This is a genomic window from Pseudomonas sp. GOM6 (assembly GCF_029537485.1).
In the GTDB taxonomy this organism is placed as follows: Bacteria; Pseudomonadota; Gammaproteobacteria; order Pseudomonadales; family Pseudomonadaceae; genus Aquipseudomonas.
Genome location: NZ_JARPUS010000007.1, coordinates 41,502 through 56,265, shown reverse-complemented (window position 1 = coordinate 56,265; position 14,764 = coordinate 41,502). Strand labels below are relative to the sequence as shown.

Sequence of the window (14,764 nt, the reverse complement as noted above, 5' to 3'; positions counted from 1 at the left end):
TTCGCGCCCATGCTCAGCTCCGAACTCAAGTCCCAGATCCAGGGCGCCTACAGCCGTTTCCTCGAAGCCAAGGGGCTCAAGGCCCGCTATGGCCAGCGCCTGATGATCGCCGAAGTGGCGAAGGTGCTTGGCGCGATCAAGACCAATGACGAAGGCCAGCGTGACGGCGAACCGGCGGTGGTGGCGGTGGAGGCGGGTACTGGTACCGGCAAGACGGTCGCCTACAGCCTGGCTGCCATCCCTTCCGCCAAGGCCGCCGGCAAGCGCCTGGTGATCGCCACCGCGACCGTGGCGTTGCAGGAGCAGATCGTGCACAAGGACCTGCCTGACCTGATGCGCAACGCCGGCCTGCAGTTCAGCTTCGCCCTGGCCAAAGGCCGGGGCCGCTACCTGTGCCTGTCCAAACTGGACATGCTGCTGCAGGAAGGCCAGGCGCAGAGTGCCACCGCGCAGATGTTCGAGGAGGAAGGCTTCCGCATCGACGTCGACGAGCAGAGCCAGAAGCTCTACAGCAAGATGATCGAGAAGCTCGCCGGCAACCGCTGGGACGGCGACCGCGACAGCTGGCCCGAGGAGCTGGAAGATCAGGTCTGGGGCACCCTGACCACCGACCACAGCCAGTGCACCAACCGCCACTGCCCGAACTTCCAGCAGTGCGCCTTCTATAAAGCGCGCGAGGGTATGACCAAGGTCGACGTGATCGTCACCAACCACGACATGGTGTTGGCCGACCTGGCCCTGGGCGGTGGCGCCGTGCTGCCCGACCCGCGCGAGACGCTTTATGTGTTCGACGAGGGCCATCACCTGCCAGACAAGGCCATCGGCCACTTCGCTCATTTCACTCGTTTGCGCAGCACCGCCGATTGGCTCGGTCAGGTAGAGAAGAACCTGACCAAGTTGCTGGCCCAGCATCCGCTGCCGGGTGACCTCGGTCGCCTGATCGAACAGGTGCCCGAGCAGGCGCGCGAGTTGCGTACCCAGCAGCAGTTCATGTTCAGCGCCTGCGAGCAGCTGGCTGATTTCCGTGCCGGCGAGGACATGGAAGGCCGCGAGCGCCCGCGTCATCGCTTCGAGGGCGGCCTGGTGCCCGAGCATCTGCGCGATCTGGGCATCGAGCTGAAGAAGGGCTTCGCCAAGCTCACCGACGTGTTTACCCGTCTCACCGAACTGCTCAAGCAGGCCATGGACGACGAGGGCACCAGCCTCGGCCTGGCCAGCCACCAGGCCGAAGAGTGGTACCCACTGTTCGGCAGCCTGCTGGCCCGCGCCCAGGGCAACTGGGAACTGTGGACCGCCTTCACCATCGAGGACCCGGAAGACAGCCCGCCCATGGCACGCTGGCTGACCCTGGCCGAAAGCGGTGCGGCGTTCGATATCGAGGTCAACGCCAGCCCGATCCTGGCCGCCGAGACCCTGCGCCGCAATCTGTGGAATGTCGCTTACGGCGCTCTGGTGACCTCGGCCACCCTGACCGCGCTGGGCACCTTCGACCGCTTCCGCATGCGCTCCGGCTTGCCCAAGGCGGCCGTGACCGCCGTAGTGCCCAGCCCGTTCCACCATGCCGACGCCGGCCTACTGCGGGTGCCGGACCTCAAGGCCGACCCGCGTGACGCCGCCGCCCACACCGCGGCTATCATTCGCGACTTGCCGGAGCTGGTGAAGGGCGCACGCGGCACCCTGGTGCTGTTCTCCTCGCGCAAGCAGATGCAGGATGTGTTCGACGGCCTCGACCGTGACTGGCGCAAGCGTGTGCTGATCCAGGGCAACCTGTCCAAACAGGAAACCCTGAACAAGCACAAGGCGCGGGTCGACGACGGTGAAGAGAGTGTGCTGTTTGGCCTGGCCAGTTTCGCCGAGGGTGTCGACCTGCCCGGCGCCTACTGCGAGCATGTGGTGATCGCGAAGATTCCCTTCGCCGTGCCGGACGACCCGGTGGAGGCGGCCCTGGCCGAGTGGATCGAAGCGCGCGGCGGCAATCCGTTCATGGAGATTGCCGTGCCCGATGCCTCGCTGCGTCTGATCCAGGCCTGCGGTCGCCTGCTGCGTACCGAGGCGGATCGCGGCACCATCACCCTGTTGGATCGGCGAGTGGTGACTCAGCGCTACGGCAAGGCCATCCTCAACGCACTGCCTCCGTTTCGCCGCGAGATTGCCTGAAGCGGGGTGGCATCTATTGTCCCGGCTGTTGTCTACTTGGGCATCTTCCGGAGAGCACGCTTGATGATTCGCCGTTCCTTGCCCTTAATTTTCAGCCTCATCTGTGCCGCGCCACTGGGCGCGGTCGCCGCGAACCAGACCACTCTGCTCAGTTTCGTAAAACCTACCGATGTCGTAAGCGTCGATAGCAGCGCCGCCAGTTTTCCCGAACTGACTGCCGAGCCCACGCCCGAAGGTGAAGTGCTGCGCCGCTTTACGTTCACGGCGGCCAAGCAGCCGAGCCTGCGCCTGTCGCCGCAGAAGGGCAATTGGGACTGGTCGCAGCAGGGGGCCATGAGCCTGCGCCTGCAGAACGCCATGGACTGGGCGCTGACCTTGCATGTGCGCATCGAAAGCCGCGATGGCAAAGCCTTGTACAGCCGCATCGCGCTGCCAGCCGGGCCGGCGCAAACCCTGCTGGTACCGTTGACGGCCACTTCGCCGCTCGCGCGCGGCATGCGCGCCGGCCCACCGATGCCGATGAGCCTGGACGGCAATCGCGTACTCTTGGCTGAAAACGTCAGCGGCGAGTTGAGTCGCGACAAGGTCAGCGCCGTAACCTTTTATCTCGACAATCCAGACTCGCCGCAAAGTATCCTGTTGGGCCGCTTTGGCGTCAGCGCAGATGATTTGCAAGCGCAGGCCTATAACGGCCTGATTGATGGCTGGGGGCAGTATGCCCATGGCCAGTGGCCGGGCAAGATCGAGCGGGATCAGCAGTTGCGTGAAGGTGCTCAGGGCGAGCGCGAACAACTCAAGGCCTGGTTGGGCCAGCGTCCGCAGCAAGACAAGTTCGGCGGCTGGCTGGGCGGTGCGACAAGCTTCGAGGCGACGGGCTTTTTCCGTGTCGAGAAGCGTGACGGTCGCTGGTTCCTGGTCAGTCCGGAGGGCAATCCGTTCTACTCGCTGGGTGTCAACGCTGTCAGCGCCTGGCAGAGCCAGACCTATGTAGAGGGTCGCGAGAGCCTGTTCACCAGCCTGCCCAAGGACGGCGAGCCACTCGCGACCTACTACGGCACGCGGGATAGTCGCAGCACCAACGGTGCCAATCGCGGCAGGGCCTTCGACCATGGTCGCTGGTTCGATTTCTACCGCGCCAACCTGCAGCGCAGCTATGCCGAGCCTTGCCCTGTCGTCGCGCCACCGCTGGCCGCGACGCCAGCCCCGGCGGAGCTGACTCCTTGCCCGCCAGCCGGGTTTGACGAGGTGCGCTGGGCGCAGCATGCCGTCGATCGGCTGCAGGCCTGGGGCTTCAACAGCCTGGGTAACTGGAGCGACGACAGCCTGGTGGCGACCAAGCGCATTCCCTACAGCATTCCGCTGTCGATTTCCGGCGATTACGCGACCATCAGCACCGGGCATGACTGGTGGGGTGGCATGCCTGACCCCTTCGATCCGCGCTTTGCCATGGCCGCCGAGCGCGCCATCGCCATCGCCACCCGTGACCGCCGCGACGATCCCTGGCTGCTGGGCTATTTCGCCGATAACGAACTGGCTTGGGCCGCGCCGGGTGGCGAGCCTCATGCCCGTTATGCCCTGGCCTACGGCACCTTGCGCCTGAGCACCGATGTGCCGGCCAAGCGCGCCTTCCTCAAGCAATTGCGCGACAAGTACCGCAACGAGGCGGGACTGTCGAAAGCCTGGGGCATCCAGCTCAAGGCCTGGGAGCTGATGGAGGATCCGGGTTTCGAAGCACCATTGCCGAGTGCCGCTTACCCGCAGATCGAGGCCGATCTGCAGGCATTCCAGAGCCTGTTTGCCGAGACCTACTTCAAGACCATCGCCGACTCCCTGAAGTGGCATGCTCCCAATCACCTGTTGCTGGGCGGGCGTTTCGCCATTTCCACGCCGGAAGCGGTGGCCGCCTGCGCGCAGTTCTGCGATGTGCTCAGCTTCAACCTCTATACCGCCGAGCCGCAGCAGGGCTATGACTTCGCCGCCTTGCGGGCGCTGGACAAGCCTTTATTGGTCAGCGAATTCCACTTTGGCTCGCGTGATCGTGGGCCTTTCTGGGGGGGTATCAGCGAGGTGGCGCGCGAGGAGGAGCGTGGCCCGGCTTATGCCCGCTTCCTCAAGCGCGCACTGGACGAGCCGGTGATCGTTGGCGTTCATTGGTTCCAGTACCTGGATCAGCCTGCCAGCGGCCGTTTGCTCGATGGCGAGAACGGCCATCTGGGGCTGGTGGCCATCACCGATCGTCCCTGGCAGGGCTTCGTCGAGGCTGTGCGGGCGGCCAACCTGGCGGTGCCCGAGAAAGTGCTGGCAGCTCCTGTGGCGGCGGCTAAACCGTGAGCCATGCCCGGTTTCTCAGGCCAACCCGCACCGTTGGTCTGAGGAAGCCGCCTGGGCAGATGGCCAGGATTCCCATGTGCCGCCTGGGCTGGAACAATGCGCGGCAATCAGACCGAGGAGTATGGGGTTGCTGATCCAGGGCTATTACGACCTGCGTTTCGAGGCGCTCAAAGAAGCGTTCGCCGAATTGTTCGCTGATCCACAGGAGCGCGGAGCCGCACTCTGCGTGCAGATCGGCGGCGAAACTGTCGTCGATATCTGGGCAGGCACCGCCGATAAGGACGGCGCCGAGGCCTGGCACAGCGATACCATTCTCAACCTGTTCTCCTGTACCAAGACCTTCGCCGCCGTTGCCGCCTTGCAGTTGGTGGAACAGGGCAAGCTGGAGCTGGATGCGCCAGTGGCGCGTTGGTGGCCTGAATTCGCCGCCGCGGGCAAGGCGCGCATTACCTTGCGCCAACTGCTCAGTCATAAAGCCGGCTTGCCGGCTCTGCGCCAGATGCTGCCGGCCGAAGCGCTCTACGACTGGCAGCAGATGACCGCTGCCCTGGCCGCCGAGCAGCCCTGGTGGACGCCCGGCGAGGCCCATGGCTATTGCCCCATTACCTATGGTTGGCTGATCGGCGAGTTGCTGCGCCGCGTCGACGGCCGTGGCCCGGGTGAGTCGATTGTTGCGCGCATCGCTAAGCCGCTGGGGCTGGATTTCCATGTCGGCCTGGCCGAAGAAGAATTTCCTCGCGTCGCCCATATCGCCCGCAAGAAAGGTGAGCTGGGCGATGCCGCCGCACAGCGTTTGTTCAAATGCATGATGAGCGAACCGAATGCGCTGAGCACGCGCGCCTTTGCCAATCCACCGTCTATTCTGACCAGCACCAACAAGCCGGAATGGCGGCGCACGCAGCAGCCGGCGGCGAATGGCCATGGCAATGCTCGTGCCTTGGCGGGCTTCTACGCCGCACTGCTCGATGGCCGTTTGCTGGAGGCAGAAATGCTGAACGAGATGACCCGCGAGCATGCCTGCGGTGACGATCTCACCCTGCTGACGCCAACCCGTTTTGGCTTGGGCTGCATGCTCGATCAGTCGAGCGTAGCGAATGCCACCTACGGCCTGGGCAGCAAGGCTTTCGGCCACCCGGGCGCTGGTGGTTCGGTAGGCTTTGCCGACCCTGAGCGCGAAGTCGCTTTTGGCTTCGTCACCAACAGCCTCGGCCCCTACGTTTTGATGGACCCGCGCACGCAAAAACTGGCGCGTGTGCTGGATCACTGTTTATGACCCGCCACTTGGAAGACCAATAATGAGAACTCAAGCCCTCGTTCTGCTCAGCTGCATCAGCCTGGCCGCCTGTTCCGGCTCCTTTCTATCCCAGGCCGATGACTCCAAGCCCGTGGCCAAGGTTGTACCCAAGGTCGACCATCAGCTGACTAATGCCTGGCTCGACGAGTACGAGCCGCGCTTGAAAGAAGCGTTGAAGAACACCCGCATGGAACTTGAGCGTCGTGAAAACGTACTGGTGGTGACTGCGCCGGTGGAGAGCTCGTTCAATCCGGATCGCCCCACCATGCTGATGCCGGCCGTGCTTGGCCCATTTACTCGCGTGGCCAAGATTCTCGAAAAAGATCCGAAAACCGCCGTGCTGATCCTTGGGCACGCCGATAGCAGCGGCCAGGTCGAAGCCAATCGCAAGCTCAGCGAGGATCGCGCCAAGGCGGTAGCTTCCATCTTCCGCCTCAGCGGCCTGCAGCGTGATCGCCTGCTGCTCAAGGGCGTAGGTTCCGACATGCCGCGCGCAGCCAATGACAGTGCCCCGGGCCGTGCGCTCAATCGCCGGGTGGAGATCGTCCTGACCCCGCAACCGACCCTGGTCGCACTGCTGGCCCAGTACAGCCAACCTGCGTCGGTGCCGCTGTCGCAAGCTGTTGCAGATCAAGGAAAACCGGCCAAGGCACAGTAAGCTAGAGGGATTCTGAACCCGGAGTCCTTCTATGTCTCAGTCCATTGCCGATATGCGTCGCGACTATGTGCGCGACGGCCTTAGCGAAGCCCAGGCCCCGGGCGAGCCTTTCGCCCTGTTCCGCCAGTGGTTTGCTGATGCGGTGCAAACCGAGCAGCTGCCGGTGGAGCCCAATGCCATGACCCTGGCGACCGTGGATGGCGACGGCCGTCCACATTGCCGGGTGCTACTGCTCAAGGGCCTGGATGAGCGCGGCTTTACCTTCTTCAGCAACTACGAAAGCGCCAAAGGCGAACAGCTGGCGGTACGTCCCTATGCGGCGATGACCTTCTTCTGGCCGAGTCTGGAGCGTCAGGTGCGTATCGAGGGGAAGGTGGAGAGGGTCTCCTTCGAGGACTCCGACGCCTATTTCCAGGTACGCCCGCTGGGCAGCCGCCTGGGCGCTTGGGCCTCACCGCAGAGCCGGGTCATCCGTGATCGCGCCGAACTGGAAGGCTACCTGGCCGAGACCGAGCGGCGCTTCCTCGATACCGCGCCACATTGCCCGCCGCACTGGGGTGGCTATCGCCTGTTGCCCGAGCGCATCGAGTTCTGGCAGGGGCGCGCCAGCCGGCTGCATGACCGTCTCAACTACCGCCTGGTGGATGGCGACTGGCTGCGCGAGCGCCTCGCCCCCTAAACTCTGGCCTCCTGATGGAGGCCTCTGATGCTCGAACTCGATTCCACCCTGGCGCAGCACATCGTTGACCGCGCCATGGCCATCCTGCCGCACAACATCAATGTCATGGATGCCCAGGGCATGATCATCGGCAGTGGCGACCCGCAACGTCTGCACACGCGTCACGAGGGGGCGCAGCTGGTGCTGGCCAACCGGCGGGTGGTGGAGATCGACGACCAGGCCGCCGCCTGCCTGCGCGGTGTGCGCCCCGGGGTTAACCTGCCGTTGCTGCATGCCGACCAGTTGATCGGCGTGCTCGGCATCACCGGCGCGCCGGAAACGGTGCGGCCCTATGCTGAGCTGGTGCGCATGGCGGCCGAAATGCTGGTTGAACAGCGTCAGTTGCAAGCCGAGCGACACTGGCAGCGTCACCAGCTGGAGGCCTGGCTGCGCCAGCTGTTCGATCCTGGGGTGAGCCTGTCCCAGTTGAACGCAGAGGCCGAGCGCATCGGGGTGCCCCTCAGCTGGCCACGGCAGCTGGTGCTGCTAGAACTGGCCGAGGCGGGTGAGCCGACGCGGCTATTGGGCGCCCTGAGCGGCAAGGGCGAGCAGTGCGGGCCTGTGGCGGCGCAGGAGTTGCTCTGGTGCCGGCCCATGCAGACCGGGCGCGATGAGCAGGCCTGGCTGGAACAAGCCGATGGCCGTGGCTGGGGGGTGCGGCGCCTGCTGCTCAGCGATACGCTGGAGAACCTGGCCGAGCTGCGTGAGGCCGCGCTGGCCCTGCGCGAGCTGCAAGCGTATGCCCGCGCCCACAAGCCGGAGGCGCGCCTGCTGCGGCTGGAGCTGCACCGCTTGCAGGCACTGCTGCATGGCCAGCGCCACAGCTGGTCGCTGCAGCGCTGGTTGGCGCCGTTGCGCCGGGTACTGGCCCAGGATGCCCAGGGCCAGTTGCGCCAGACCCTGCAGGCCTGGTGCCAACACGACGGTCATCCACAGGCCTGTGCCGAGGCGCTCGGTATTCACCGCAATACACTACGCTATCGACTCGAACGGATTGCCGAGTTGAGCGGGCTGGATATGGCCCGGCGCGATCAGCGGCTGCTGTTTACGCTAGGGCTGGAGCTGTTGGAGGAGTAACCCCGCTTGTGCGTTTGCACAGTTTTGGGGCTTTTCCCGTAGGGGTATTGGTGCGGCTGCATGGGGTTTCGTCGGTAGAGGCTGGGTGACAATGGCGTGCCTCGTGGCACCCATACCCATAACAACAAGAGGAATCGGTCATGACTCTGGTCCTGATCCTGGTGGCGCTGATCGCGTTCATCGTCCTGTCCACTACCCGTCTCAAGCTGCATCCCTTCCTGGCGTTGCTGGCTGCCGCCTTCGTCGCCGGCTTCGCCTACCAGTTGCCCAGCGGCGAAATCGTCAAGACCATCACGGCCGGCTTTGGCGGCATCCTCGGCTATATCGGTATCGTCATCGTGCTCGGCACCATCATCGGGGTGATCCTTGAGCGCAGTGGCGCGGCGATCACCATGGCCGAGACGGTGATCAAGCTGCTCGGCGAGCGCTTCCCGACCCTGACCATGTCGATCATCGGCTACCTGGTGTCGATCCCGGTGTTCTGCGATTCCGGCTACGTCATCCTCAACTCACTGAAGAATGCGCTTGCCGCACGGATGAAGGTCTCCGTGGTGGCCATGAGCGTGGCCCTGGCCACCGGACTGTACGCCACCCATACCTTCGTGCCGCCGACCCCGGGGCCAATCGCGGCGGCCGGTAACCTGGGGCTGGAATCCAGTCTGGGTCTGGTGATCGGCGTCGGTTTGTTGGTGGCCATGGTCACGGCCCTGGCCGGCATGCTCTGGGCCAATCGCTTCATCGGCAAGGACATCGCCCTGGAAGACGATGGTCAGCCGCTGCCGTCTGCCGAAGACTTTGCCGTACTCAAGGCGCGTTACGGCGAGCTGCCGAGCGCCTTCCAGGCGTTCGCGCCGATCTTCGTGCCGATCCTGCTGATCTGCCTGGGCTCGATTGCCGCGTTCCCCAGCAAGCCGCTGGGCGAGGGCGCGCTGCTGAGTGTGCTGAGCTTCCTCGGTCAGCCGGTGGTGGCGCTACTGGTCGGCTTGGCACTGGCCTGCACCCTGCTCAAGAGCGAAGACAAGCGCAAGGAACTGCATGATCGTGTGGCCGAGGGCCTGATGGCTTCGGCGCCGATCCTGCTGATTACCGGCGCCGGCGGTGCCTTTGGTGCGGTGCTCAAGGCCACGCCGCTGGGTGATTACCTGGGCAGCACCTTGTCGGCGCTGGGCATCGGTCTGTTCATGCCGTTCGTGGTCGCCGCAGCGCTGAAGAGTGCCCAGGGCTCGTCTACGGTGGCGCTGGTCACCACCTCTGCGCTGGTGGCGCCGCTGTTGGGGCAGCTCGGTCTGGATAGCGAGATGGGGCGTGTGCTGACCGTCATGGCCATTGGCGCCAGCGCCATGACCGTGTCCCATGCCAACGACAGCTTCTTCTGGGTGGTCACCCAGTTCAGTCGCATGCCGGTGGCCGTGGCTTACCGGGCGCAGACTATGGCCACGCTGGTGCAGGGCATTGCCGGTATTGTCACGGTCTGGCTGCTCAGCCTGGTGTTGTTGTAACTCCGCGTAAGGTCGTTGTGGATGAAAATTGTCGTTGCCCCCGATTCCTTCAAGGAAAGCCTCAGCGCACCGGAGGTGGCCGAGGCCATCGCCCGTGGCTGGTTGCGGGTGTTCCCCGAGGCCGAAGTGCTGCTGCGGCCGATGGCCGATGGCGGCGAAGGCACGGTGGATGCCGTGCTGGCGGCCTGTGGGGGTGAGCGCCGCGAGCTGCGCGTCAGCGGCCCGCTGGGGGAGCCTGTGTCGGCGCACTGGGGCTGGCTGGGCGATGCCACTGCCGTGCTGGAAATGGCGGCGGCCAGCGGTCTGCACTGGGTGCCGGCGCAGCAGCGCGATGCCACGCGGGCCAGCAGCTATGGCACCGGCGAGCTGATTCGCGCGGCGCTGGATGCCGGCGCACGGCGCATCATTCTCGGTCTTGGCGGCAGCGCCACCAACGACGGCGGTAGCGGTCTGCTGCGGGCGCTGGGTGTGCGTTTTCTCGATGCCGAGGATGAGGAGCTGGAGCCGGGTGGCCTGGCGCTGGCGCGTCTGGCCCGCATCGATGTGAGTGGCCTGGATGCGCGCTTGCTCGGCGTGCAGGTGGAGGTCGCCGCGGATGTCGACAACCCGCTGTGCGGGCCGCGCGGTGCATCCCATGTCTTCGGCCCGCAGAAGGGCGCCAGTGCCGCGCAGGTGCTGGCGCTGGATGCGGCGCTCGGTCACTTCGCTCAGGTGGCCGCCGCCACGCTGGGCAAAGACCACAGTGGCTTTCCCGGTGTCGGTGCTGCCGGCGGCCTGGGCTTTGCCGCGCGGGCTTTCCTGCACGCCAGGTTCCGTCCCGGCATCGAACTGGTGGCTGAGCTCTCTGGGCTGGCGGTCGCGGTGAAGGGCGCTGATCTGCTGATCACCGGGGAGGGGCGGCTGGATTCACAGAGCCTGCACGGCAAGACTCCGGTGGGCGTGGCACGGGTCGCCAGTGCCGCCGGGGTGCCGGTCATCGCGCTGGCGGGTAGCCTGGGGGAGGGCTATCAGGCGGTGTATGAGGCGGGTATCGATGCGGCCTTCAGCCTCAGCGCCGGGCCGCAAAGCCTGGAACAGGCCATGGCCGGGGCTGCGGCGGCGCTGGAGGCGCGCGCCTGTGATCTGGCGCGGGTGTGGCGCATGGCCCGCGCCTAATGGCCTTGCTGTAGATAGTCCTTGGCTGCCTGGTGCAGCCAGTCTTCCAGCTGGCGCCGGGGGATACCCTGGCGCTTGGCCTGTTCCAGGCACTCCAGCAGGTGGGCCTGCATGGCCGGGTCGCCAGCAGCGATTGACAGCGCCAGGTCGCGGTCCATCCAGCGGCGAATGAGCCGATACAGCCACCCGTGAAAGACCAGGCCGGCGAGGGTGGCGACGGCGACGATGAAATAGTCCATGCAGGGATTTCTCCAAGAGTCCCGCCATCCTGCGCCAGCTCGAAGCGCCAGGAAACCTGACCCGATGTCGCACCCGGCTTCTACACTGTGAGTGACTGCCATGGAGCGGGTGACAGGCAGCAGTTGCCGCTGTCTAATAACTGCCTTACTTGGAGAGAACCTAATGCGTAAATCCAATCTGCTGACTGTTTCCGTGGTTGCCCTGGGCCTGACCCTGGGTGGTTGTGCTTCCAATCTGAGCGGCGATAGCTACAGTCGCGACGAGGCGCGCAAGGTGCAAACCGTGCGTCTGGGCACCGTCGAGATGCTGCGCCCGGTGAAGATCGAGGGCACCAAGACGCCCATCGGTGCGGGTGCCGGTGCGGTGGTCGGTGGCATTGGCGGTAGCGCCATTGGCGGTGGTCGTGGTTCCGCCGTGGCAGCGGTGATCGGTGCTGTCGCCGGTGGTTTGCTGGGCGCCGCCACCGAGGAGGGGCTGACCCGCACCCAGGGTGTGGAGATCACCGTGCGCGAGGATGACGGTACGCTGCGCGCTTATGTGCAGGAAGTGCAGGAAAACGAGATTTTCCGCGTAGGTGACCGGGTACGCATCATGACGGTGGATGGCACCAGTCGCGTCGCTCACTGATCCGACCAGCCCGGCATTTGCCGGGCTTTTCCTTTGTGCGTCTATCGAGCGTGCTGGTTAGATAAGTTCTGGTAATAATTCAGCCATGACTTGCTTCTCCCAGTCATGGATAATCGCCCGCTAGTCCTGCGCTGACAACGACTTAGCGGCGCAATGGAAAGTCTGATTCGCCCCAGCTGTGCAGCGGCATGGGGCTTGAGGAAAGGGGAGATTCATGGAGCTGCTGCTCATTGTCGGCTTGCCGTTTTTCGGCGCTCTCCTGCCCATCCTGTTTGATCGTTTCGGCCGTGTGCAGACTACGCTGGCTGCCGCCGTGGCACCCCTGCTGGGCCTGGCCTGGCTGCTCTGGCTGGCCCCGCGGGTGTTTGCCGGCGAGCGCCTGCTGGTGTCGTACAGCTGGTTGCCCGAGCTAGGGCTGAATCTCTCGCTGCGCCTGGATGGCCTGGGCTTTCTGTTCGCCCTGCTGATTCTCGGCATCGGTCTGCTGGTCATCCTTTATGCCCGCTACTACCTGTCCGAGCGCGAGCCGGTCGGGCGTTTCTTCTCCTACCTGCTGCTGTTCATGGGCGCCATGCTCGGCGTGGTGCTGTCGGAAAACCTGCTGCTGATGATGGTGTTCTGGGAGCTGACCAGCCTGTCGTCCTTCCTACTGATCGGCTTCTGGGGTAATCGAGGCGATGCGCGCAAAGGCGCGCGCATGGCGCTGGCGGTAACCGGTGGCGGTGGCCTGGCGTTACTGGCCGGGGTGCTGCTGCTGGGGCAGATGGCCGGCAGCTTCCAGCTCACCGAAGTGCTCGCGGCCGGCGATCAGGTACGTGCTCACGCGCTGTATCCGCTAATGCTGGTGCTGGTGCTGCTGGGTGTGTTCACCAAGTCGGCGCAGTTCCCGTTCCACTTCTGGCTGCCGCATGCCATGGCGGCGCCGACGCCGGTGTCGGCCTATCTGCACTCGGCGACCATGGTCAAGGCCGGGGTCTTTTTGCTGGCGCGCCTGTACCCGGTACTGAGCGGCTCCGATCTGTGGTTCTACCTGGTCAGTCTGACCGGCCTGGCGACCTTGCTGGTGGGCGCCGGCATGGCGCTGTTCCAGCACGATCTCAAGGGCCTGCTGGCCTACTCGACCATTAGCCACCTGGGCCTGATCACTCTGCTGTTCGGCCTCGACTCGCGCATGGCGACGGTGGCGGCGGTGTTCCACATCATCAACCACGCGACCTTCAAGGCTTCGCTGTTCATGGCCGCGGGGATCATCGATCACGAGACCGGCAGCCGCGACATGCGCCGCATCAATGGCATGTGGAAGTACCTGCCGCATACGGCGGTGTTGGCGATGGTGGCGTCCTCGGCGATGGCCGGCGTGCCGTTGCTCAACGGCTTCCTGAGCAAGGAAATGTTCTTTGGCGAGACCCTGCAGCAGGATCTGCTGGGCAGCTTCAACTGGGTGATCCCGGCTGCTGCGACCCTGGCCGGGGTGTTCTCGGTGGCCTATTCGCTGCGTTTCATCCATGACGTGTTCTTTAATGGCGAGCCGATCAACCTGCCCAAGTTCCCGCCCCACGAGCCACCACGTTATATGAAGGTGCCGGTGGAGGTGCTGGTCTTCCTCTGCCTGCTGGTGGGCATGCTGCCGGGCTATACCGTGGCGCCGCTGCTGTCGGTGGCGGCCCAGGCCAGCCTCAATGGTCCGCTGCCGGAGTACGACCTGGCCATCTGGCATGGCTTCAACCTGCCGCTGGCCATGAGCTTTGCTGCCTCGCTGGGCGGCATTCTGGTGTACCTGTTCCGCCAGCCGCTGTTCCGCTGGTATGCCGGTCTGCCCGAAGTGGATGCCAAGGATGTGTTCGAGCGTGGCGTACGCGCCGTGGTGGCCTTCAGTCGGCGGATTACCGCGCTGCTGGAGAATGGCTCGCTGCAGCGTTACCTGGCGCTGATGCTGCTCGCTGCGCTGGCGGTGGTAGTCAGCAGTCTGACCCGCCTGCCGCGCTTTACCGGCTCCTTGGGCTTGTCACCACTGGACGGGCCGGGGCTGATGGGCGGTACGGTGCTCTGTGTGGCGGCGCTGTTGACGGTGATCTTCCATCGCCAGCGTCTGGTGGCGCTGCTCATGCTCAGTGTGGTCGGACTTCTGGTCTCACTGGTATTTGCCCGTTATTCGGCGCCGGATCTAGCTCTGACCCAGCTGTCGGTGGAGGTGGTGACCATCATCCTGCTGATGCTGGCTCTGTACTTCATGCCATCGCATACCCCAGCCGAGAGCAGCAGTCTGCGTGGCTTGCGTGATTTCATCGTGGCGGTGGGCTGCGGCGGGGTGGTGGCACTGCTGGCGTATGCCGTGCTGACGCGCCCGCTACAGAGCATCTCCGGTTTCTTCCTGGACAACAGTGTGTCGGGCGGCGGCGGTACCAACGTGGTCAACGTGATCCTGGTGGACTTCCGCGGCTTCGATACCCTGGGCGAGGTCACTGTGCTGGCCATCGCCGCCGTGGGCATTTTCGCGCTGCTCGAAGGCCTGCGCCTGTATCAGCCGCAAGCCGACAGTGCCGGGCACCACTGGGCCAGTGACCGTCATCCGCTGTTCCTGTCCACCCTGTCGCGGGTGCTGCTGCCGCTGGCGCTGCTGGTGTCGGTCTTCATCTTCCTGCGTGGTCACAACCTGCCTGGCGGCGGCTTCATTGCTGGCCTGATCACCGCTGTGGCGCTGATCCTGCAGTATGTTGCCAACGGCGTGAGCTGGACGCAGAGCCGCCTGCCGCTGGACTACCAGCGCGTGGCCGGTGCCGGTGTGCTGCTTGCCGGCTTGACCGGGCTGGGCAGCTGGCTGTTCGGTTATCCCTACCTGACCACTTCGTTCGGCCACTTCCACCTGCCGCTGGTGGGGGAATTCGAGTTGGCCACCGCCATGCTGTTCGACCTCGGCGTCTATCTGGCCGTGGTCGGCGCCACCCTGACGATTCTCGCCAGCCTGGGCAAGCTGACCCGTGGCAATAGCACCGAGGAGTTGCTCTGAG

11 protein-coding genes are annotated in these 14,764 nt (G+C 64.9%); 10 read left to right on the top strand and 1 reads right to left on the bottom strand.

Features of this window, described 5'->3' with window-relative positions:
• The first annotated feature begins 9 nt into the window (after nt 1-9).
• The 8 genes from dinG to P7A97_RS10085 all read left to right on the top strand — a co-directional run bounded on the left by dinG (nt 10) and on the right by P7A97_RS10085 (nt 10,889).
• Nucleotides 10-2,157 (top strand): ATP-dependent DNA helicase DinG, encoded by a 2,148-nt coding sequence (gene dinG / locus P7A97_RS10120; protein ID WP_277689815.1) that lies wholly within the window; start codon nt 10-12, stop codon nt 2,155-2,157.
• Nucleotides 2,158-2,220: 63 nt separating this feature from the next.
• Nucleotides 2,221-4,488, top strand: a complete 2,268-nt coding sequence (locus P7A97_RS10115; RefSeq protein WP_277689814.1) for a beta-agarase — start codon at nt 2,221-2,223, stop codon at nt 4,486-4,488.
• A 127-nt stretch (nt 4,489-4,615) separates the two neighbouring features.
• Nucleotides 4,616-5,761: a serine hydrolase domain-containing protein gene (locus P7A97_RS10110; RefSeq protein WP_277689998.1), complete on the top strand. Its 1,146-nt coding sequence runs from the start codon at nt 4,616-4,618 to the stop codon at nt 5,759-5,761.
• A gap of 22 nt (nt 5,762-5,783) precedes the next feature.
• Complete coding sequence (locus P7A97_RS10105; RefSeq protein ID WP_277689813.1) at nt 5,784-6,440, top strand: OmpA family protein; 657 nt, start codon at nt 5,784-5,786, stop codon at nt 6,438-6,440.
• A gap of 31 nt (nt 6,441-6,471) precedes the next feature.
• A complete protein-coding gene (gene pdxH / locus P7A97_RS10100) occupies nt 6,472-7,119 on the top strand; it encodes a pyridoxamine 5'-phosphate oxidase (RefSeq protein ID WP_277689812.1) in 648 nt (215 codons plus the stop codon).
• 27 nt (nt 7,120-7,146) lie between these two features.
• Nucleotides 7,147-8,235, top strand: a complete 1,089-nt coding sequence (locus P7A97_RS10095) for a sugar diacid recognition domain-containing protein (RefSeq protein WP_277689811.1) — start codon at nt 7,147-7,149, stop codon at nt 8,233-8,235.
• A gap of 140 nt (nt 8,236-8,375) precedes the next feature.
• Nucleotides 8,376-9,734, top strand: coding sequence for a GntP family permease (locus P7A97_RS10090; protein WP_277689810.1), 1,359 nt, complete (start codon nt 8,376-8,378; stop codon nt 9,732-9,734).
• A 21-nt stretch (nt 9,735-9,755) separates the two neighbouring features.
• Nucleotides 9,756-10,889 (top strand): glycerate kinase, encoded by a 1,134-nt coding sequence (locus P7A97_RS10085; protein ID WP_277689809.1) that lies wholly within the window; start codon nt 9,756-9,758, stop codon nt 10,887-10,889.
• Here the strand turns inward: P7A97_RS10085 and P7A97_RS10080 are convergent.
• On the bottom strand, nt 10,886-11,128 hold the full coding sequence (locus P7A97_RS10080) for a hypothetical protein (RefSeq protein ID WP_277689808.1): 243 nt from the start codon (nt 11,126-11,128) through the stop codon (nt 10,886-10,888). The genes P7A97_RS10085 and P7A97_RS10080 overlap by 4 nt on opposite strands.
• A gap of 163 nt (nt 11,129-11,291) precedes the next feature.
• Here P7A97_RS10080 and P7A97_RS10075 point away from each other — a divergent pair, with 163 nt between their 5' ends.
• Both P7A97_RS10075 and P7A97_RS10070 read left to right on the top strand, forming a co-directional pair.
• Nucleotides 11,292-11,756 carry a glycine zipper 2TM domain-containing protein gene (locus tag P7A97_RS10075; RefSeq protein WP_277689807.1) on the top strand — a complete coding sequence of 155 codons (465 nt, stop codon included), beginning with the start codon at nt 11,292-11,294 and terminating at the stop codon, nt 11,754-11,756.
• Nucleotides 11,757-11,970: 214 nt separating this feature from the next.
• Nucleotides 11,971-14,763, top strand: coding sequence for a monovalent cation/H+ antiporter subunit A (locus P7A97_RS10070; RefSeq protein WP_277689806.1), 2,793 nt, complete (start codon nt 11,971-11,973; stop codon nt 14,761-14,763).
• The last annotated feature ends 1 nt before the right edge of the window (nt 14,764 follow it).